Source organism: Aeromicrobium stalagmiti, assembly GCF_013283745.1.
In the GTDB taxonomy this organism is placed as follows: domain Bacteria; phylum Actinomycetota; class Actinomycetes; order Propionibacteriales; family Nocardioidaceae; genus Aeromicrobium; species Aeromicrobium stalagmiti.
Genome location: NZ_JABSTZ010000001.1, coordinates 1,632,318 through 1,650,665, shown reverse-complemented (window position 1 = coordinate 1,650,665; position 18,348 = coordinate 1,632,318). Strand labels below are relative to the sequence as shown.

19 protein-coding genes are annotated in these 18,348 nt (G+C 69.4%); 9 read left to right on the top strand and 10 right to left on the bottom strand.

The window, feature by feature from the left end:
• Nucleotides 1-42: 42 nt before the first annotated feature.
• From sucD to HQK15_RS08175, 3 genes are all read right to left on the bottom strand, one after another.
• Nucleotides 43-942 (bottom strand): succinate--CoA ligase subunit alpha, encoded by a 900-nt coding sequence (gene sucD, locus HQK15_RS08185; RefSeq protein WP_173490859.1) that lies wholly within the window; start codon nt 940-942, stop codon nt 43-45.
• An 11-nt stretch (nt 943-953) separates the two neighbouring features.
• Nucleotides 954-2,120, bottom strand: a complete 1,167-nt coding sequence (gene sucC / locus HQK15_RS08180) for an ADP-forming succinate--CoA ligase subunit beta (RefSeq protein WP_173490858.1) — start codon at nt 2,118-2,120, stop codon at nt 954-956.
• Nucleotides 2,121-2,235: 115 nt separating this feature from the next.
• A complete protein-coding gene (locus HQK15_RS08175) occupies nt 2,236-2,505 on the bottom strand; it encodes a hypothetical protein (protein WP_173490857.1) in 270 nt (89 codons plus the stop codon).
• A 283-nt stretch (nt 2,506-2,788) separates the two neighbouring features.
• Between HQK15_RS08175 and HQK15_RS08170 the strand changes: the two genes are divergently transcribed.
• Nucleotides 2,789-3,472: a M23 family metallopeptidase gene (locus tag HQK15_RS08170; protein ID WP_173490856.1), complete on the top strand. Its 684-nt coding sequence runs from the start codon at nt 2,789-2,791 to the stop codon at nt 3,470-3,472.
• Between the two features lie 57 nt (nt 3,473-3,529).
• On the opposite strand, the gene pcrA is transcribed toward HQK15_RS08170, so the two are convergent.
• Nucleotides 3,530-5,875 (bottom strand): DNA helicase PcrA, encoded by a 2,346-nt coding sequence (gene pcrA, locus HQK15_RS08165; RefSeq protein ID WP_254450681.1) that lies wholly within the window; start codon nt 5,873-5,875, stop codon nt 3,530-3,532.
• A gap of 98 nt (nt 5,876-5,973) precedes the next feature.
• Between pcrA and HQK15_RS08160 the strand changes: the two genes are divergently transcribed.
• The 4 genes from HQK15_RS08160 to HQK15_RS08145 all read left to right on the top strand — a co-directional run bounded on the left by HQK15_RS08160 (nt 5,974) and on the right by HQK15_RS08145 (nt 8,382).
• Nucleotides 5,974-6,411, top strand: a complete 438-nt coding sequence (locus HQK15_RS08160) for a GNAT family N-acetyltransferase (RefSeq protein ID WP_173490854.1) — start codon at nt 5,974-5,976, stop codon at nt 6,409-6,411.
• Between the two features lie 71 nt (nt 6,412-6,482).
• Entirely contained in the window at nt 6,483-6,821 is a 339-nt protein-coding gene (locus HQK15_RS08155; RefSeq protein ID WP_173490853.1) for a GntR family transcriptional regulator, read from the top strand.
• 78 nt (nt 6,822-6,899) lie between these two features.
• Entirely contained in the window at nt 6,900-8,141 is a 1,242-nt protein-coding gene (locus HQK15_RS08150) for an HNH endonuclease signature motif containing protein (protein WP_173490852.1), read from the top strand.
• Between the two features lie 70 nt (nt 8,142-8,211).
• Entirely contained in the window at nt 8,212-8,382 is a 171-nt protein-coding gene (locus HQK15_RS08145) for a hypothetical protein (RefSeq protein ID WP_173490851.1), read from the top strand.
• A 20-nt stretch (nt 8,383-8,402) separates the two neighbouring features.
• Here the strand turns inward: HQK15_RS08145 and zwf are convergent, their stop codons facing one another.
• Genes zwf through HQK15_RS08125 form a run of 4 tightly spaced genes read right to left on the bottom strand, consistent with a single transcriptional unit; the run spans nt 8,403 to nt 12,622 of the window.
• Nucleotides 8,403-9,839: a glucose-6-phosphate dehydrogenase gene (zwf, locus tag HQK15_RS08140; RefSeq protein WP_173490850.1), complete on the bottom strand. Its 1,437-nt coding sequence runs from the start codon at nt 9,837-9,839 to the stop codon at nt 8,403-8,405.
• 57 nt (nt 9,840-9,896) lie between these two features.
• Nucleotides 9,897-10,637 carry a M14 family zinc carboxypeptidase gene (locus HQK15_RS08135; RefSeq protein WP_173490849.1) on the bottom strand — a complete coding sequence of 247 codons (741 nt, stop codon included), beginning with the start codon at nt 10,635-10,637 and terminating at the stop codon, nt 9,897-9,899.
• A 54-nt stretch (nt 10,638-10,691) separates the two neighbouring features.
• The gene (locus HQK15_RS08130) at nt 10,692-11,333 is read right to left on the bottom strand and encodes a response regulator (protein ID WP_173490848.1); all 642 of its coding nucleotides are present in this window, start codon (nt 11,331-11,333) and stop codon (nt 10,692-10,694) included.
• On the bottom strand, nt 11,330-12,622 hold the full coding sequence (locus HQK15_RS08125; protein WP_173490847.1) for an ATP-binding protein: 1,293 nt from the start codon (nt 12,620-12,622) through the stop codon (nt 11,330-11,332). Before HQK15_RS08125 ends, HQK15_RS08130 begins: the two co-directional genes overlap by 4 nt.
• A 131-nt stretch (nt 12,623-12,753) precedes the next feature.
• On the opposite strand from HQK15_RS08125, the gene HQK15_RS08120 reads away from it, so the two are divergent.
• The 3 genes from HQK15_RS08120 to HQK15_RS08110 are packed head-to-tail and all read left to right on the top strand — an operon-like array spanning nt 12,754 to nt 14,421.
• Nucleotides 12,754-13,920, top strand: a complete 1,167-nt coding sequence (locus tag HQK15_RS08120; RefSeq protein WP_173490846.1) for a PspC domain-containing protein — start codon at nt 12,754-12,756, stop codon at nt 13,918-13,920.
• A complete protein-coding gene (locus HQK15_RS08115) occupies nt 13,917-14,189 on the top strand; it encodes a hypothetical protein (protein ID WP_173490845.1) in 273 nt (90 codons plus the stop codon). The genes HQK15_RS08120 and HQK15_RS08115 overlap by 4 nt, the downstream gene beginning before the upstream one ends.
• Entirely contained in the window at nt 14,164-14,421 is a 258-nt protein-coding gene (locus HQK15_RS08110) for a PspC domain-containing protein (protein WP_173490844.1), read from the top strand. Before HQK15_RS08115 ends, HQK15_RS08110 begins: the two co-directional genes overlap by 26 nt.
• Here the strand turns inward: HQK15_RS08110 and HQK15_RS08105 are convergent.
• Nucleotides 14,372-15,385, bottom strand: coding sequence for a glycerophosphodiester phosphodiesterase (locus tag HQK15_RS08105; RefSeq protein ID WP_367649100.1), 1,014 nt, complete (start codon nt 15,383-15,385; stop codon nt 14,372-14,374). The genes HQK15_RS08110 and HQK15_RS08105 overlap by 50 nt on opposite strands.
• Nucleotides 15,386-15,392: 7 nt before the next feature.
• The gene (locus tag HQK15_RS08100; protein WP_173490842.1) at nt 15,393-16,892 is read right to left on the bottom strand and encodes a gamma-glutamyltransferase; all 1,500 of its coding nucleotides are present in this window, start codon (nt 16,890-16,892) and stop codon (nt 15,393-15,395) included.
• 85 nt (nt 16,893-16,977) lie between these two features.
• On the opposite strand from HQK15_RS08100, the gene nhaA reads away from it, so the two are divergent.
• Nucleotides 16,978-18,258 carry a Na+/H+ antiporter NhaA gene (nhaA, locus tag HQK15_RS08095; RefSeq protein ID WP_173490841.1) on the top strand — a complete coding sequence of 427 codons (1,281 nt, stop codon included), beginning with the start codon at nt 16,978-16,980 and terminating at the stop codon, nt 18,256-18,258.
• Nucleotides 18,259-18,348: the final 90 nt, after the last annotated feature.

The following is an 18,348-nucleotide window of genomic DNA, read 5'->3' as shown; positions in this document are numbered from 1 at the left end:
TGACGGTGGAGGGGCTTCGTACGTCGTGCTGGGCCTGGCGGATCAGACCAGGTTCTTCAGGATCTCCCGCATGAGCTCGGCGGTCTCGGACGGCGTCTTGCCGACCTTGACGCCTGCAGCCTCGAGGGCCTCCTTCTTGCCCTGGGCCGTGCCCGCACCGTCGGACACGATGGCGCCGGCGTGGCCCATCGTCTTGCCCTCGGGTGCCGTGAAGCCGGCGACGTAGCCGACGACCGGCTTGGTGACGTGGGCCTGGATGTAGGCCGCGGCCTTCTCCTCGGCGTCGCCACCGATCTCGCCGATCATGACGATCGCCTTGGTCTCGGGATCGTTCTCGAACGCCTCGAGGGCGTCGATGTGGGTCGTGCCGATGATCGGGTCGCCGCCGATGCCGATGGCGGTCGAGAAGCCGAAGTCGCGCAGCTCGAACATCATCTGGTAGGTCAGCGTGCCCGACTTCGAGACCAGGCCGACCGGTCCCTTGCCGGCGATGTTGGCCGGCGTGATGCCCGCGAGCGCCTCGCCCGGCGTGATGATGCCGGGGCAGTTGGGGCCGATGATGCGCGTCTTCTTGCCCTGGGCGTAGGCCCAGAACTCGGCGCTGTCCTGCACCGGGACACCCTCGGTGATGATGACCAGGAGACCGATCTCGGCGTCGATGGCCTCGATGACGGCGTCCTTGGTGAAGGCCGGCGGGACGAAGGCGACCGACACGTCGGCGCCCGTCTTCTCTATGGCCTCGGCGACGGAGCCGAAGACCGGCAGCTCGACCGTGGCGCCCGACGCGTCGACGTGCTCGACGGTCGTGCCGGCCTTGCGGGCGTTGACGCCACCGACGACCTGGGTGCCGGCCGCGAGCATGCGGGCGGTGTGCTTGGAGCCCTCACCGCCGGTGATGCCCTGGACGATGACCTTGGAGTCCTTGTTCAGAAAGATCGACATGTGTGCGCCCCTCAGCCGTTCGCCAGCTCGGCGGCCTTGTCGGCCGCGCCGTCCATGGTGTCCACCTGCGTGACCAGCGGGTGGTTCAGCTCGTCGAGGATCGCGCGACCCTCGTCGACGTTGTTGCCGTCGAGACGGACGACCAGCGGCTTCGTGGCCTCTGCGCCGAGCAGCTCGAGCGCGCCCTTGATGCCGTTGGCGACCGCGTCGCACGACGTGATGCCGCCGAAGACGTTGACGAACACGCTCTTGACCTGCGAGTCGTTCAGGATGACGTCCAGGCCGTTGGCCATGACCTCGGCCGACGCTCCTCCGCCGATGTCGAGGAAGTTGGCGGGCTTGACGCCGCCGTGCTTCTCGCCGGCGTAGGCGACGACGTCGAGGGTGCTCATGACGAGACCCGCGCCGTTGCCGATGATGCCGACCTCGCCGTCGAGCTTGACGTAGTTGAGGCCCTTGGCCTTGGCCTTGGCCTCGAGGGGGTCGGCCTCCTCGTGGATGACGAAGTCCTCGTGCTCGGGGTGACGGAACTCCGACGCGTTGTCGTCGAGCGACACCTTGCCGTCGAGGGCCTCGAGCTTGTCGCCCTCGAGACGGGCGAGCGGGTTGACCTCGACGAGGGTGGCGTCCTCCTCGACGAAGACCTTCCAGAGGGCCTGGATCAGCGTGACGGCCTGCTCGGCGAGCTCGGCCGGGAACTTGGCCTCCTCGACGATGGCGCGGGCCTTGGCCTCATCGACGCCGGTGCCCGGGTCGACGGCGATCTGGCGGACGGCCTCGGGGTTGGTCTTGGCGACCTCTTCGATCTCGACACCGCCCTCGACGCTCGCGATGCAGAGGTAGCTGCGGTTGGACCGGTCCAGCAGGAAGGAGAAGTAGTACTCCTCCAGCGGCGGGGTCGCCGGGGTGACCAGGACGCGGTTGACCGTCAGTCCCTTGATCTGCATGCCGAGGATGTTCGACGCGTGCTCGAACGCCTCGTCGGGGGTCTTGGCGAGCTTGACGCCGCCGGCCTTGCCGCGGCCTCCCGCCTTGACCTGCGCCTTGATGACGGTGACGCCACCGATCTCCTCGGCGGCGGCCTTGGCCTCGTCAGCGCTGGTGACGACCTTGCCGAGCGTCGTCGCGACGCCATGCTTGGCGAAGAGCTCCTTCGCCTGATATTCCATCAAATCCACGGTGGTGTCCGTCCTAGGTTGGAGGTTCCGCTCATCCCACGTCCGGCCGAAGGCCGCCAGAAATGAGCCTTTGCGACTCTAGCCGTTAACTCAGGGTTTACGAGCGTTGGATGCGTCACACCGACGTACCCACCTCGGGGGCGTCGACACCCAGCTCCCCGGTGAGAGTCCGCAGCCGCGCCAGCGCAGCTCCCGCCTCGTGGCCGTCGCCCACGACGACGATCCGCGACGCGTCCTCGGCCACCGCCGTGCGGAGCAGCTGCTCGGGGCTCTGACCACCACCGACGAGGACGACCTCGTGACCCGCGTCGCGGAGTCGATGGGCCGTCGCCCGGGCGTCGGAGCCGTCCCCGAAAGAGCCCACGACGATGCGGTTCCTGGCCATGGATCGATGCTCCCACACGGGTGAATGCCGTCACATCGTGTCGCCGATCCACACGGAAATGTGGTCGGCGGGGCCACCGAAGTTCGGATTCAGTTTCCCCGGCGTGGGGGCGTCGGCTAGGCTCATCAGGTCCTGTCGTCACCCCGTGGAGGTTTTTTGCGTGTCTTCACCTGCGCCTAAACGCCGACTGGACGTACGTCAGGAGAGCCCCTCCCGCGTCGCCGGCAAGCGAGCCGCTCAGCGACGCAGGAGCAGCAAGCGCTCCCTCACCCCCACTCCAGCCATGGCCGGTGCATTCGCACTGATCCTGGCTGCTTTTGGTTCAGCGGTCGTCGGTGGCGCCACGGACGGCAACACGTTGAAGGCTGACAAGTACCAGACGATCTCGCAGAGCTACTCCGGCTCCGCCAAGGCAGCAGCCGGCGACGTCGACATCAGCCGCGACTTCAACCGCACCAACCAGATCAAGCAGACCAACGCCCAGGCGGCCCAGGTCCAGGCAGCGCAGCAGGAGCAGAAAGAGCTCGCCGCCAACGTCGACAAGCAGCTGAAGTCGCGCCAGTGGGTCCTGCCGGTCACCGGCTACAACATCACCGCCCGCTTCGGCCAGCGCAGCGGCCTCTGGTCGACGACCCACACCGGTCTCGACTTCGCCGGCCCCGCCGGCAGCACGATCGTCTCGATCGCCGCCGGAACCGTGAAGTCCACCGGTTACGAAGGCGCCTACGGCAACCGGACGGTCATCACGCTGACCAACGGTCCCGACGCCGGCACCGACATCTGGTACTGCCACCAGAGCAACATCGCGGTCTCGCCCGGCGACACGGTCGGAGCCGGCGACATCATCGGCTACACCGGTTCGACCGGCAACGTCACCGGCCCGCACCTGCACCTCGAGGTGCACCCCAACGGCGGCGGACCGGTCGATCCCTACACGGCGCTCGTCGAGCACAACGTCACGCCCTGACGATCGTCCCGCTCGACCAAGACTGCGCGGCCAGGACGGCTCGACCAGGCCGCTCGGCTAGAGCTTCTCGACCGGTGCGTAGCGCAGCAGCAGGCGCTTGACGCCCTGCGACCCGAAGTCGACCGAGGCGACGGACTTCTCGGCCTGCCCCTCGACCGCGATGACGGTGCCGAGGCCGAAGCTGTCGTGGCTGACCCGGTCGCCCGGCGCGAGCGAGATGATCTCGCGGTCGGCCTTGCGTGAGCGCGCCGCGACGTTGGTGGAACGGAACGAGGACTGGGCCGTGGCGGACGGCTGGCTGGGCGTCCACTGCGTGGGCGGGGAGGCCAGGCGTCGCCAGTCGACGAGGGACTCGGGCACCTCGTCGAGGAAGCGTGATGCCGGGTTGTAGGACGGAGCCCCCCAGGCGGCCCGGGTCGTGGCGCGGGTGACGTAGAGCCGCGATCGGGCCCGGGTGATGCCGACGTAGGCGAGCCGGCGCTCCTCCTCGAGCTCCTTGGTGTCGGCCAGCGACCGCATGTGGGGGAAGACGCCGTCCTCGAGCCCGGTCAGGAACACCACGGGGAACTCCAGGCCCTTGGCGGTGTGCAGGGTCATCAGCGTGACGACGCCGTCGCCCTCGTCGGGGATCTGGTCGGCGTCGGCCACCAGGGCCACCTGCTCGAGGAATGCCGCGAGGGACCCCTCCCCCAGCGTCGGCTCGTCGGAGATCGCGTCGACCGCCGCAGACGGCTCCTCCTCGACCGGCTCGGTCTCGTCCGTGTCGTCGACCGTGCTGGCGCCGACGACGAACTCGCGCGCGACGGCGACGAGCTCGGCGAGGTTCTCGACCCGGGTCTCGTCCTGCGGGTCGGTGCTCTGCTCCAGCGAGCCGAGATAGCCGCTGCGGGTCAGGGCAGCCTCGAGGACCGCGTCGGCCGCAGCGCCGGTGTCGGCCATCGCCATGAGCTCGGTCATGACCGCGGTGAACGCATGGATCGCGTTCAGCGAACGGGTCGCCAGGTCGGTGGCCTCGTCGGCGCGCGTCAGCGCCTCCCAGAAGCTGATGTCGTGCAGCGTCGCGAGACGCTGGATCGAGGCCTCGGCGCGCTCGCCGATGCCTCGCTTGGGCTCGTTGATGATCCGCCGCAACGAGACGGTGTCGCGCGGGTTGACGAGCACGCGGACGTAGGCCAGCGCGTCCTTGATCTCTTTCCGCTCGTAGAACCGCACACCGCCGACGACGCGATAGGGCAGGCCGACGCGGATGAACACCTCCTCGAACACCCGGCTCTGGGCGTTGGTGCGATAGAAGATCGCGACGTCCTTGGAGGCGACCTCGCCGGCGTCGACGAGCTTGTCGATCTCGTCGGCGATGAACTGTGCCTCGTCGCGCTCGTCGTCGCCGACGTAGCCGACGATCTTCTCGCCGTCGCCCTCGGCCGACCACAGCTTCTTGTCCTTGCGGCCCTCGTTGCGGCTGATGACGGCGTTGGCCGCCGACAGGATCGTCTGCGTCGAGCGGTAGTTCTGCTCCAGCAGGATCGTCGTGGCGTCGGGGAAGTCGTCCTCGAACTCCAGGATGTTGCGGATGTTGGCGCCGCGGAAGGCATAGATCGACTGGTCGGAGTCGCCCACCACCAGCAGGTCGGACTCGGGGTCGGTCAGCTCCTTGATGAGCTGGTACTGGGCGTGGTTGGTGTCCTGGTACTCGTCGACCAGGATGTGACGGAACCGGCGGCGGTAGGTCTCGCACACGTCGGGCCACGCTTGGAACAGGTGGACCGTGTTCATGATGAGGTCGTCGAAGTCCATCGCGTTGGCTGCCTGCAGCCGCGCCTGATAGGCCGTGTAGGCCTCGGCGTAGAGCTCCTCGGTCGGGTTCGTCGCCTTGCCGGCCGCTGCCTCGTGGTCGACGAGCTCGTTCTTGAGGTTGGAGATCCAGTTGAGGACCGCCCGCGGGTTGACCCGCTTGGGGTCGAGGTCCATGTCGCGGCAGATCAGTGTCATGAGGCGTCGCTGGTCGGCGGCGTCGTAGATCGTGAACGACGACGTGAAGCCGAACTTGGTGGCCTCGCGGCGCAGGATGCGCACGCACGCGGAGTGGAACGTCGAGACCCACATCATCCGGGCGCGGGGACCCACGAGGTCGGCGACCCGCTCGCGCATCTCGGCCGCGGCCTTGTTGGTGAACGTGATCGCCAGGATTGATCCGGGATGGGCGCCGCGCGCCGCGATGAGCCACGCGATGCGCCGGGTCAGCACGCGGGTCTTGCCCGAGCCGGCACCGGCGACGACCAGCAGCGGTCCGCCGGGGTGCGACACCGCCGCCTGCTGGGCGTCGTTGAGACCTTCGAGCAGGGTCTCCGAGCGAGGCCGTCGACCGACGGCGGACTCGGTGGCGGCGGAAGAGGGACGTCCCATGGGAGGGACCGGGAACGGCAGCGTCATCGTGTCGTCCAGCCTAGTTGCAGCGGCCGACATCGACCGCAGGGGTTCGACCGGTCGTAGACTGCCCTGCCATGGACCGCGCCGTCAGCATCCGCGAGGCCCGCGAGGGTGATCTCGACGCGCTGACCGACGTCTGGGAGCGTGCCGCGCGGTCGTCGCACGGCTTCATGGACGAGGCCGACATCGTGGAGATGCGCCCGTTCGTCCGCGACTCCTACCTCCCGTCGATGGACGTCTGGCTGGTGGAGTCCGACGGCGGACCGATCGCCTTCGTGGGCGCCCGCGGCGCACACGTCGAGCTGCTCTACGTCGACCCGCCGTTCCACGGACAGGGCCTGGGGCAGCACCTGCTCGCCCACGTCGGGGCGACGAGCGTCGAGGTCTACGCCGACAACGAGACGGGGGTGGGCTTCTACCGGTCGCAGGGCTTCAGCGAAGTACGCCGACGGGCCCGCGACGCGGCGGGACGCCCGTTCGCCATGGTGGTGCTGGAACGGGCTTCCCGCTGACTCACCGGACGCCGGCGAGCTCGACCATCTCGGCAGCGCAGAGCCGGAGGCGGACGGGCTAGATTCATCCCATGGCGTTCACGATCGACAGCGGCAGCAGCGAGCCCCCGTTCGAGCAGCTGAGACGTCAGGTCACCGAGCAGGCCACCGACGGACGCCTGCCGGCCGGGCACCACCTGCCGACGGTCCGCGCCCTCGCCGACACGCTCGGCCTCGCGCCCAACACCGTCGCGAAGGCCTACCGTGCCCTCGAGACCAGCGGCGTGGTCGAGACGCACGGGCGACGTGGCACGTTCGTCGCGAGCATCGAGCCGGGCGACGCGGCAGCCGCGACCTACGTCCGGGCGGCGCGCGACCAGGGCCTCGATCTGGATCGGGCGCTGCGGATGATCGAGCGACACTGGGCCTAGCCTCCGCCCTTCTCCGTCGTGTGGAAACTGCTGTGATCGCAGGGGGTTGGTGTCAGTGGTGGCCTCTAGGGTTGAAGCATGTTCGAAGCCGTGCCGACTGGTCGCCTCCTCGACGAGGTGCGCGCGCACGACTTCGCCGCTGAGCCGGCTCTGGAGGTCGACGCGGTCCGGGTCGATGCGATCCGTGAGCTCGACCGCACCATCCGCGCGGCGCAGGCCGAGCAGGTCCGCCAGGTCGCCCTGCTGCATCGCGAACGGGCCCGGAAGATGGGCCTTGGGCATGGTGACCCGACCTTGTCGTTGATCGGTGAGGTGTCGATGGCAAGGACGATCGGGCCGACAGCTGCGGGCACGCAGGTCGAGCTGGCTCTGGGGATGACCAGGTTGCCGAAGGTGTTCGCGCTCTTCGAGGCCGGCCTGATCAGTGAGGCGACTGCTCGGGCGGTCGCGCGGGAGACCCAGTCGCTGCACGTCGATGACGACGTGGTCGCTGATGGGGAGATCGCCGCGAAGATCACCGGCATGACCACCGCCCAAGCCCGTGACACTGCAGCCAGGGTCGTGATCGGCATCGACGCCGAAGCCGCCCACGAAAGGGCCCGCCGCAACCGTGCTGATGCCCGGGTCACCCTGCACCCCGACACCGACGGCATCGCCCACCTGCGGGTCCGGGGACCGGCCGAGCAGATCGTCGCCGCCCACCGGGCCCTCGACGACTGGGCCACCGGCCTCAGCTCCACCGGAGACCCCCGCAGCAGGGGGCAGATCATGGCCGACACGCTCGTCGAACGCGTCACCGGACAAGCATTCGCCGACGACGTCGCCGTCGAGATCAACCTCGTCCTCGACGCCAAGACCCTCGTCGCCGGTGGTGACACCCCGGTCGAGCTCGACGGCTACGGACCCATCAGCCCTGACGTTGCCGACGAGATCATTGCCAAGGCCCGCACCGCGTCCATCCGCCGCCTGTTCGTCGACCCAGTCGACGGCACACTGCTCGTCCGCGAACCGCGCCGGCGGCGTTTCACCCGCACCACCTCAGCCCACATCCGCACCCGCGACCGCCGCTGCCGCCAACCCGGCTGCGACGCCAAGATCCGCCACGACGACCACATCCACGCCTTCGAGCACGGCGGCTTGTCAGTGAAGGAGAACGGTCAAGGGCTCTGCGTCCGCTCCCACACCATCAAGCACCAACCCGGATGGTCAGTCACCACCACCGGCAACACCACCACCTGGAAGACCCCCAGCGGGCACCAGTACCGGTCCACGCCACCACCCGTCCTCCCCGGACGAGACCCCGGCCACCAACGCCAATAACGGCGGCACCCGTCCAGCCGCCTCGGCAGCCTCCGCGGCCGCGGTTGCGGCTGACCGCTACCGTGGACCTGTGCCGTTCGAATTCGTCCTCTTCCTGCTGCTCGTGGCCGGAATCGCCCTCATGGCGGTCGCGCTGAGCGGCTATGGCAGCACCGACCGCTCCCACGAGCCGCCGCCGCGCCTGCCCGGGCATGACGTCCAGGACAAGCTCAACGAGCGCAAGAACCCCGACGCCTCCTAGACCTGCTCGACGCGCTGGACCTACTCGGCGTTCGTGTTCGGCTTGCGCCAGCTCCGCTCGAACGGGAGACGCCACGCCTTGGGCGCGATGAGCTGGTGGATCGCGTTGGGTCCCCACGTGCCCTGCTGGTACGGACGCACCGGCGGGGTGTCGTTGAGCAGCGGCTCGGAGATCTCCCACAGCCGCTCGATGCCCTCGGCCGTCGTGAAGAGCGTCCGTTCACCGCGCATCGCGTCGTAGATCAGCCGTTCGTACGCTTCCAGGACCTCACCGGCCCTCTCGGTCTCCTGCATCGCGAACTGCATGCTGAGCTTGTCGAGCCGCATGCCCGGCCCGGGCCGCTTGCCGTAGAACGACAGCGACATCTTGGAGGCGTCGGCCAGGTCGAACGTGAGGTGGTCCGGCCCGGCGAGACCGACGCCCGAGCCGGTCGGGAACATGCTCTTCGGCGGCTCGCGGAACGCGATCGAGATGATGCGCGCACCCTCGGCGAGCTTCTTGCCCGTGCGCAGGTAGAACGGCACACCGGCCCACCGCCAGTTGTCGATCTCGGCCTTGAGAGCCACGAACGTGTCGGTCTCGGAGTCGGCCGCGACACCCGGCTCGTCGCGGTATCCCTGGTACTGACCACGGACGACGAAGTGCGGGTCGAGCGGCAGCATCGACCGGAAGACCTTGTTCTTCTCCTCCGAGATCGAGTCGGAGTCAAGAGAGGTCGGCGGCTCCATCGCCATGAAGGCCAGCACCTGGAACAGGTGCGTCACGACCATGTCCTTGAACGCGCCCGTGCCCTCGTAGAACCCGGACCGGCCGGCCAGCGACAGCGTCTCGGGGACGTCGATCTGGACGTGGTCGATGAAGTTGCGGTTCCAGATCGGCTCGAAGAGACCGTTGGCGAAGCGGAACGCGAGGATGTTGAGCGCCGCCTCCTTGCCGAGGAAGTGGTCGATGCGGAAGATCTGCTGCTCGTCGAACACCTCGTGGATCTCGGCGTTGAGCGACTTCGCGCTGGCGAGGTCGGTGCCGAACGGCTTCTCCATGATGATCCGTGACCGCTCCACGAGCTTCGCCGCGTCGAGCGTGTGCACGACGTCGAGCGCCGACTTGGGCGGGACGCTGAGGTAGTGCAGGCGGCGGGGCGAGCCGCCGAGGTCCGCCTCGAGCTTCGCGGCGACCTGCGCGAGGGCGTCGGCGCCGTCCTTGACGTTGACGTACGAGAGCTTGGGGGCGAACGCCTCCCACTGCTCGCTGCGCATGGGCCGCGGGCTGAACTCCTTGCAGGCCAAGTGGGCGAACTCGCGGAACGACTCGTCGTCGAAGTCGTCCATCGAGACGCCGATGATGCGCGAGTCCGGGACGAGTCCCGACTGGAGCAGGTGCAGCATGCCGGGCAGCAGCTTGCGGCGGGCGAGATCGCCCGTGGCACCGAAGAGCACGATCAGATGAGGCTCGTTCATGGCCTCAGGCTAGACCCGACAGGTTGCGCAGGCGTGAACTCTCGGCCTGCTCCGCCGTCAGCGAGTCGCGTTGAGGCTGCGCAGGATCGCTCGCGGCGCGATGCGGGTGAGGTACTTCTTGGAGGGGCTCCTGGGCATCTCGACCGTGATGACGGCCCCCTTCGCATGATGCTTGCGGAACCACATCGAGTAGGTGCCGTGGCACGACGAGAAGCAGTCGAAAGCCTTCCGGGGCAGCCTGATCTGGTCAGCCAGCCGCTTGGCCCACTTGTTGTTGCCCGTGTCGCGGATGTCGATGCCGTCGAGCGGCTGGTGGAAGCTGATCGTGTACTCGGGCTTGATCGCGTCGGCGAAGGTGCGGATCGCCCTGGCCTCCGGCTCCGAGAAGGCCCTGCGACCGGAGTACGTCGCCCCGCCCTGCTTCTTCCAGCCGGTCGAGAAGTTGCGGTTCAGGTCGACCCCGTGAGCGTTCTGGCGCTTGTTCTTCGCCACCCCGTCACGGTTGAGCACCGGCACCACCCAGATGTCGGCGCCGTCGATGGGGCGGCCGTCGCGGAGTGCCCGCAGGGTGTGCGTCGGAGCCGTCTCGTTGCCGTGCATCGCGGCGATGAGCAGGACCTTCTTCTTCGACTTCGGGTTGCCGAGGCGCCACGCGACGATGTCGCGACCCTTGACGGTGTGGCCGATCACCCGCTTCTCGACGATCGCCGACGGCGGCTCGTCCGCGGCGACGGTCGGTCCTACCGTCGGGACGGTGAGTGCGACGGTGAGCAGGACGACAGCCCCGAGAGTCTTCATGCCCTCATCATGACCCCGATCGGGCCGGACCGGTGAAAGGTGCCGCCGACGACGTCAGATCAGGCGGCGGTCGTTGGCCCAGCGGGTCAGCTCGTGCCGGCTCGACAGCTGGAGCTTGCGCAGCACGCTCGACACATGGGTCTCGACGGTCTTGATCGAGATGAACAGCTCCTTGGCGACCTCCTTGTAGGCGTAGCCGCGGGCGATGAGTCGCATGACCTCGCGCTCACGCTCGGTCAGCCGGTCGAGGTCCTCGTCGACCTGGGCGATCTCGATCGTCCCGGCGAACGCGTCGAGGACGAACCCGGCGAGGCGGGGCGAGAACACCGCGTCACCCGCCGCCACCCGGTCGATCGCGTCGAGCAGCTCGGGGCCGGAGATGTTCTTGGTGACGTAGCCGCGGGCACCCGCTCGGATGATGCCGATGACGTCCTCGGCGGCGTCGCTGACCGACAGCGCGAGGAACTTCGTCTCCGGGTGCCGCACGTGGAGCCGCCGGATGACCTCGAGCCCGCCGCCCCCGGGCATGTGGACGTCGAGCAGGACGACGTCGGGCTTCGCCGCAGTGATCGCGGCGACGGCGGAGTCGACGTCCTCGGCCTCCGCGACGACGTCGACGGGGCCGTCGATCTCGGCCCGCACGCCGGTGCGGAACATGGCGTGGTCGTCGACGATCACGATGCGCAGGGTGGTCATGAGGTGGCACCTTCGATGGAAGTGGACGGAGCGGGGGTGGGCGGGGTGGTGGCGGGCGACGCCGACTCACCGCGACGGATCGGCATGGTCATCGCGACCTCCGTGCCCGCTCCCGGGCTGCTGCGGATCGTCGCGGTGCCGCCGTGTCGCTCGACCCGGTCGACGATGGAGCCCCGGACGCCCATGCGGTCGTCCGCGATGGCCTCGAGGTCGAAGCCGACCCCTCGGTCGCGCACGAAGACCTCCGCGGTGCGACCGTCGCTCTCGGCGTAGACGTCGATGCGATCGACCTGGGCGTGCTTGGCGGCGTTGATCATGGCCTCCCGTGAGGCCCTGGCGAGCGCCGTGACGTCGGGATCGAGCGCGGCGTCGCCGACCGCGATGACCTCGACCGGCACGTGGTGGACGTCCTCGACCTCGGCGGCGGCCGCACGCAGGGCGGCGACCAGCGAGTCGCCGGGCTGCTCGTCGTTGCCGTACAGCCAGGCCCGCAGCTCTCGCTCCTGGCGGCGGGCCAGCGTGGCCACGGCAGCGGCGTCCCCCGCGTTCTTCTGCAGCAGCGCGAGCGTCTGCAGGACGGAGTCATGCAGGTGCGCGGCGACGTCGGCGCGCTCCTGGGAGCGCACCCGTTCACGTCGTTCCTGTGCCAGGTCGCCGACCAGCCGGAAGATCCAGGGCCCGAGGATGAGACCGAGCCCGAGGATCGCGACGACGAGGGCCGAGGCGAGGTTGACCGCAGCCCCCCAGCCGCCCTCCTTCGTCACGAAGTAGATGCCGGCGACGGCGACCAGCCCCGCTCCCGCGGCGATGCGCGAGGCGAAGCCGAACCCTCTGGTCTCGCGCATCCAGCGCCCCCAGGCCGCGTCGTCGTACTGCCGCCAGACCACGGCGATGCCGACGACACCGACCAGGAGCGGGCCGAGGACGTTGTCGTTGATGCCCCGACCGGTCGACTGGATCAGCAGCAGCACACCGATACCGACGGCGGCGAGCGCGATCGTCTGGGCGATCTCGGCCGGACCGGTCCGGCTTCCCGTGCGCAGCCCGCGCCGGGTGGCGGACTCCAGGCCGGGCGACAGCTGGGGTCGCTGCAGCGGCAGCAGCCGCCACAGCAGGAGGTAGGCGATGACGCCGATGCCCTGGAACCACGTGCCGATGATGAACGCCAGCCTCACCCAGAGCACGGGGACGTTGAAGTGCTCGGCGACACCTGTCGCCACACCGCCGACGAGGCGATGGTCCGCCGGCCGGTAGGCGCGGCGGTAGGTGCTCGCGGGGGTGGGGGTCACCCCCTGATCGTCACACGCGCGCGGGCCGGGGCGCCACCGAGGACGGCCCCCTCCCCACCCTGACGACTCCCGGGTGCGAATCAGGGTCGTACCCGATGCGCCGCGGCCCCGTCCTCGGTCACGATGGGGCCATGAACGACACCCAGCAGGCACCTCCGGGGCACGGACCCGACCAGGACTTCGACCCCCACCGGCTGCGCACCATCACGGACATGAAGCGGTCGAAGGACGACCGCATCGTCGGTGGCGTCTGCGCCGGCGCGGCGAAGTACCTCAACATCGACCCCGTCATCGTCCGCGTCGTCATCGCGGTGCTCACGGTCGCCGGTTTCGCCGGCGTCATCCTCTATGCCGCCGCATGGGTCCTCCTGCCGTCCGAGGACGCCGAGCGGAGCATCGGCGCCGACTGGTTCAACCTCGACAAGAACGAGGAGCAGGTGCGCGTCGCCGGACTCGTCGCCGCGGTCGTCCTCGCAGTCCTGTCGCTGGTCGGCGACAGCAGCTGGGCCTGGTGGGGCGGCGCCCCGTGGTGGCTCCTGCCGTTCGCCCTCCTCCTCTACGTGTTCTGGATCAGGCCCCGACGGCGCCGCGAGGAGCGCGAGCAACGTGAACGCCACACGGGCGCGTACGACCCGGCTACCGGCGCAGGCTTCGATGAGACCCAGCACCTCGGCGTCACCCAGCAGAAGGTCTCCACGTCCCGCCCCCGACGCTCCCCCGCGCTGCTGGTGCTGACGACGTCGATCGCCGCGATCGCGCTTGCCGCGACCCTGATCTACGACCAGACCCAGGAGAACGTGCCATGGACGACGTACGTCGCGGTAGCCCTGGCCGTGGTCGGTGTCGGCCTGCTGGTCGGGACCTTCTTCGGCAACGGCGGGATCCTGATCGGGATCGGCATCCTGCTCGCGATCGCCCTCGGGATCGGATCGGTCTTCCCCAGCGGTCGCATCGGCCGACAGGCGCCGACGCCCGAGGTCGCGGCCCAGGTCAAGGCCACCTACAAGCACGGCATCGGGCAGCTCGAGCTCGACCTCAGCGAGGTGTCGGACCCCGAGCGTCTGCTGGGTCGCACGATCAGGCTCGACAACGGCATCGGCCAGACCCGCGTGATCGTCCCCGACGGGCTCAACCTCGACGTCACGACCGACATGAAGGGCGGCGAGATCGCGCTCTTCGGTCGTATCGACGACGGCACCGACATCTCGATGACCGACACCGCCGACCGACCGACCGAGCCCGCCCTCACGATCGACATCGACCAAAAGCTCGGACAGATCGAGGTGATCAACCGATGAACCGTCATCCGTTGCGCTGGGAGAATCTCGCCTTCGGGCTGCTCTTCCTGGTGATCGTCGGCAACTGGGCCGTCTGGAAGCAGGACCTCCTGACCGCTCGCGAGCTCAGCCTCACGGCGTCCGGCGTCCTGATCTTCCTCGGCGTCATCGGCGTCGCGGCCACGATCTGGCAGGCCCGACCCACCCCCGTCGCCACGACGACACCCACCACCCCCACGACATCTGCGACCGAAGGAGCCTTCGATGAAGAAGCTGACCCGCAACACTGACGACCGCTGGATCGGGGGCGTCTGCTCAGGTGCCGCCGACTACACCGGCATCGACGTCAACCTGATCCGCCTGGTCCTCGCGATCTGCACCGTGCTCGGCGCCGGGTCCCTGATCATCGGCTACCTCGTGGCGTGGGTCCTCATGCCGAAGCGTCGGCCCCACGACGTCGTGTGGGCGCAGGCTACTGACGTGCCAGCCACAGCGTCCGAGCCCGCACAGCCGTCTGCGTGAAGTCGGAGAACACTCCGTCGACCCCGGCGTCGAAGAAGGCGAGATACTCCGCCATCGCATCGCCGTGGGCGGCCTTGTCGGTGCCGATGCGCAGGTTGGTCGGCAGGAAGTTGTTCTCGTTGCGCATCGTCCAGATGTGCACCATCAGCCCGAGGTCGTGGGCGTTGCGCACCAGCTTGGTCGGCCCGTTGAGCCGGTAGCGCTCGTCGCGCCGGATGACCTGGCTCTTGTTGGGCCCGATCCCGTCGGCGTACTCGGCGATCGTGGAGAGCTCGCGCGGCTTGCGCATCTTGCGATAGGTGCGGGGGTCGCGCGCGGCCACGAGGTCGAACGGCGCTCCCTGGCGGTCCATGAGCTGGATCAGGGTCAGCGGCGTCCGGTCGCGGATCGCCCGCAGGTTGCCGGTCTCCATCGACTGGATGATGATCTTCGCGCCCTCGTGGTTGACCCGCCGGCGCTCGAGGTCGGCGACCAGGAGGTCGTTGAGGTCCAGGCCGATGCGGGCGAAGTAGGTCGGGTGCTTGGTCTCGACGTAGACCCCGATGGGCTCGTCCCGCCCCACGCTGGCCTCCTCGGCGATGGTGAGCACCTCGTCGAAGGTCAGGATCTCCTCGGTGCGGGCCAGCGGGATGTTCTGCGGTCTCAGCTGAGGCAGGCGCTCGCGCACCCGCAGCGTCTTGATCTCCTCGAGCGTGAAGTCCTCGGTGAACCAGCCCGTGATCGGGACGCCGTCGACGAACTTGCTGACCTTGCGGTCGGCGAACTCGGGGTGCTCGGCCACGTCGGTCGTGCCGCCGATCTCGTTCTCGTGGCGGACGACGAGGACACCGTCGCGGGTCGCGACGACATCGGGCTCGATGTAGTCGCAGCCCTGCTCGATCGCGAGCAGGTAGGAGGGCCGGGTGTGCTCGAGGCGTTCCCCGGGCACTCCGCGGTGACCGATGACGATGGGCGTCCGGGACACCCGTCCATCAAACCGCAGTCGAGGGTCGTTGTGTCGGATCGTGGACGAGACGTACGGCACCGTCGCGGCGTGGGTCGGCGGCTGCGACCAGGTGGCCATCGTGCCGGCGCAGCGTGGCTGCGACCCCGCCGTAGTACATCGTCAGGTCCGTCTCGGTCTTGATCACCTCGCCCGGCCCGCCGGCGCGGTGCACGTGGACCCTCGGGTGGTTGATGGCGTGCTGCAGGCCGAGCCCCCCGTTGACGAAGCCGGCGAGTGCCTGGACGATCGCGGTCGTGATGCGGTCGGCACCGGGCGAGCCGATCGCCAGGGCGGAGCCGTCGACGTGGTGCCCGACCGTCGGCGCCATGTTCGACAGCAGCCGCGTGCCCGGTGCCAGCCCGTGCAGCCCCCGGGCGTTGAGCTCCTGCTCGCCGAGGCAGTTGTTGAGCCAGATGCCGGTCCCCTGCGCGACCATGCCGGAGCTGTAGCCCGACGAGACCGTGACGGCGCAGGCCCCGCCGTCGCTGTCGGTCGCGGAGACGTGCGCCGTCGAGCCCGACTCCAGCACCGCCAGGTGGTCGCGATCGACCAGCTCGAGGAACGCAGCGGCGTCGCGCTCGAGGTCGTCGGTGTGGTCGAGCACCTGCAGCCGGTGCCCCAGCACGGCCCGCTGCACCCGCACCAGGTGCTCGACGTCGTCAGCGGCCCATGGCCCGTGCGGACGTCCGTCGAGCAGCCGGAGCATCGCCGCGACGCAGACGCCGCCCACCGAGGGTGGAGGGTTGGTGCCGAACGTCCAGTCGCCCACCGTCGACACGAGCGACGGCCTCACGACGGGGCGGTAGTCGGCGAGGTCGTCGATGCCCAGGATGCCGCCGCGCCGGATCACGTCGTCGCTGATCAGGCGTGCCAGCTCACCGGTGTGCAGGGTGCTGGCGCCGTCGGCGGCGATCAGCTCGAGCGAACCCGCCAGGTCGGGCATCACGATCAGCCCGGTCTCGATCGCCCCGTCCGCGTCGTGCACCGCGGCGTGGCTCTCGTCGTCCCAGCCGAAGATGTCCTGGTGGACGTACTCCAGGTAGTAGCGCGACGCCGAGCTCAGCCGGAAGCCGCGACGGGCGACGTCGATCGCCGGGGCGACGATCTCGCGCCAGGGCATGCTGCCCCAGCGGCGGTGCGCCTCCTCGAAGGCGGCCACCGAGCCGTGGGTCGCCACGGAGCCCGGACCGATCGTGACCGTGACTCCCCCGCCGTACTCCGTGTCGACGTCCCACGTGCCGCCACCGAGATCGCGACCGCGCCCGGGCATGTCCATCCAGCCGTCGACGGTCTGCGGCGCGCTGCCGTCGGGCGGCTGCACCGTGATGAACCCGCCTGAGCTCAGCGACACGATGCCGACCTCGTTGACCATCGTCACCAGCGCGGCGGCCAGCGCCGCGTCGATCGCGTTGCCGCCGGCTCGGGCGACCTGCCCACCCGCGTCGGCGGCGGCCTCGTTGGGAGCGGCGAGCGCGACGTCGGGCATGCCGGAAGGCTACTCGCCCCGGTAGGGTGGACACAGGTGCGCCGGGAAGTCTGGTCGGCATGACGTCACCGACCCCAGGAGCCCCATGCCCCGCCGCACGCCCTCGTCCCCCCACCGCTTCCTCCAGCGCGGATCGTGGCCCGAGACCTCACGGATCGCCGAGATCCTGCGACGCGAGACGATCGGCGGTGGCCTGCTGATCGTCGCGGCCGTCGCCGCTCTCGTCGCGGCCAACACCGGCGACTGGTACGCCGACCTGCGCGACACCGTGGTCGGTCCGTCGGCGCTGCACCTCGACCTGTCGCTGGGCACGTGGGCCGCCGACGGGCTCCTGGCGATCTTCTTCTTCGTCGCCGGTCTGGAGCTCAAGCGCGAGCTCGTCGCCGGCGACCTGCGCGACCCTCGGCGCGCGGCGATCCCGGTCGTCGCCGCGATCGGCGGCATGGCCGTGCCGGCGGTCATCTTCACCCTCGTCAACCTCGGCGGCTCGGTGCGGGGATGGGCCGTCCCGACGGCGACCGACATCGCGTTCGCGCTCGCGGTGCTGGCCGTCATCAGCACGCACCTGCCGTCGGCCCTGCGTACGTTCCTGCTGACGCTCGCGATCGTCGACGACCTGCTCGCGATCCTCATCATCGCCACGTTCTACACCAGCGACCTCGAGATCGTCTGGCTGCTGGTGGCGCTGCTGCCGCTGGCCGCGTTCACGGTGCTGGTCCAGCGCCGGGTGCGCACGTGGTGGATCCTGCTGCCGCTCGCGGTCACCATCTGGGCCCTCGTGCACGCCTCCGGCATCCACGCGACGGTCGCCGGCGTCCTGATGGGCTTCGCGGTGCCGGTGCTGCGACGCGACAGGGAGGACGGCCCCGGTCTCGCCGAGCACTTCGAGCACGTCTTCCGCCCGGTGTCGTCGGCGGTCGCCGTCCCGGTGTTCGCCTTCTTCTCCGCCGGCGTGGCGGTCGGCGGCCTCGACGGCCTGCGGTCGGCGCTCCGCGACCCGATCACGATCGGCGTCGTCCTCGGCCTGTTCCTCGGCAAGACGATCGGCGTGCTCGGCGCCACGTGGCTCGCCGCCCGGTTCACCCGGGCCGACCTAGACGACGACCTCGCGTGGATCGACGTCACCGGCCTGTCGATGCTCGCCGGCATCGGGTTCACGGTGTCGCTGCTCATCGGCGAGCTGGCCTACGGCCCCGGCTCGGCGGCCGACGAGCACGTCAAGGTCGGCGTGCTGCTGGGATCCCTGGTCTCCGCGGTCGCCGCGACGATCGTCCTGCGCTCACGCAACCGCCACTACCGCCGGGTCGAGGAGATCGAGCGGCTCGACGCCGATGGCGACGGCGTCCCCGACGTCTACGAGCGTTGACCCCACAGTGCCCCCTCCTGTGACCTGCATCACGGGGAATCGGACCTACGTAGTGCTTTGTACTGATACGCACATCCTGTGGGTATCCCT

Excerpts from the sequence above, each read along its gene's own strand:
- sucD (WP_173490859.1), bottom strand. The coding sequence starts at position 942 with ATGTCGATCTTTCTGAACAAGGACTCCAAGGTCATCGTCCAGGGCATC.
- HQK15_RS08175 (WP_173490857.1), bottom strand. The coding sequence starts at position 2,505 with ATGGCCAGGAACCGCATCGTCGTGGGCTCTTTCGGGGACGGCTCCGAC.
- HQK15_RS08170 (WP_173490856.1), top strand. The coding sequence starts at position 2,789 with ATGGCCGGTGCATTCGCACTGATCCTGGCTGCTTTTGGTTCAGCGGTC.
- pcrA (WP_254450681.1), bottom strand. The coding sequence starts at position 5,875 with ATGGGACGTCCCTCTTCCGCCGCCACCGAGTCCGCCGTCGGTCGACGG.
- HQK15_RS08160 (WP_173490854.1), top strand. The coding sequence starts at position 5,974 with ATGGACCGCGCCGTCAGCATCCGCGAGGCCCGCGAGGGTGATCTCGAC.
- HQK15_RS08155 (WP_173490853.1), top strand. The coding sequence starts at position 6,483 with ATGGCGTTCACGATCGACAGCGGCAGCAGCGAGCCCCCGTTCGAGCAG.
- HQK15_RS08150 (WP_173490852.1), top strand. The coding sequence starts at position 6,900 with ATGTTCGAAGCCGTGCCGACTGGTCGCCTCCTCGACGAGGTGCGCGCG.
- zwf (WP_173490850.1), bottom strand. The coding sequence starts at position 9,839 with ATGAACGAGCCTCATCTGATCGTGCTCTTCGGTGCCACGGGCGATCTC.
- HQK15_RS08135 (WP_173490849.1), bottom strand. The coding sequence starts at position 10,637 with ATGAAGACTCTCGGGGCTGTCGTCCTGCTCACCGTCGCACTCACCGTC.
- HQK15_RS08130 (WP_173490848.1), bottom strand. The coding sequence starts at position 11,333 with ATGACCACCCTGCGCATCGTGATCGTCGACGACCACGCCATGTTCCGC.
- HQK15_RS08120 (WP_173490846.1), top strand. The coding sequence starts at position 12,754 with ATGAACGACACCCAGCAGGCACCTCCGGGGCACGGACCCGACCAGGAC.
- HQK15_RS08115 (WP_173490845.1), top strand. The coding sequence starts at position 13,917 with ATGAACCGTCATCCGTTGCGCTGGGAGAATCTCGCCTTCGGGCTGCTC.
- HQK15_RS08110 (WP_173490844.1), top strand. The coding sequence starts at position 14,164 with ATGAAGAAGCTGACCCGCAACACTGACGACCGCTGGATCGGGGGCGTC.
- HQK15_RS08100 (WP_173490842.1), bottom strand. The coding sequence starts at position 16,892 with ATGCCCGACGTCGCGCTCGCCGCTCCCAACGAGGCCGCCGCCGACGCG.
- nhaA (WP_173490841.1), top strand. The coding sequence starts at position 16,978 with ATGCCCCGCCGCACGCCCTCGTCCCCCCACCGCTTCCTCCAGCGCGGA.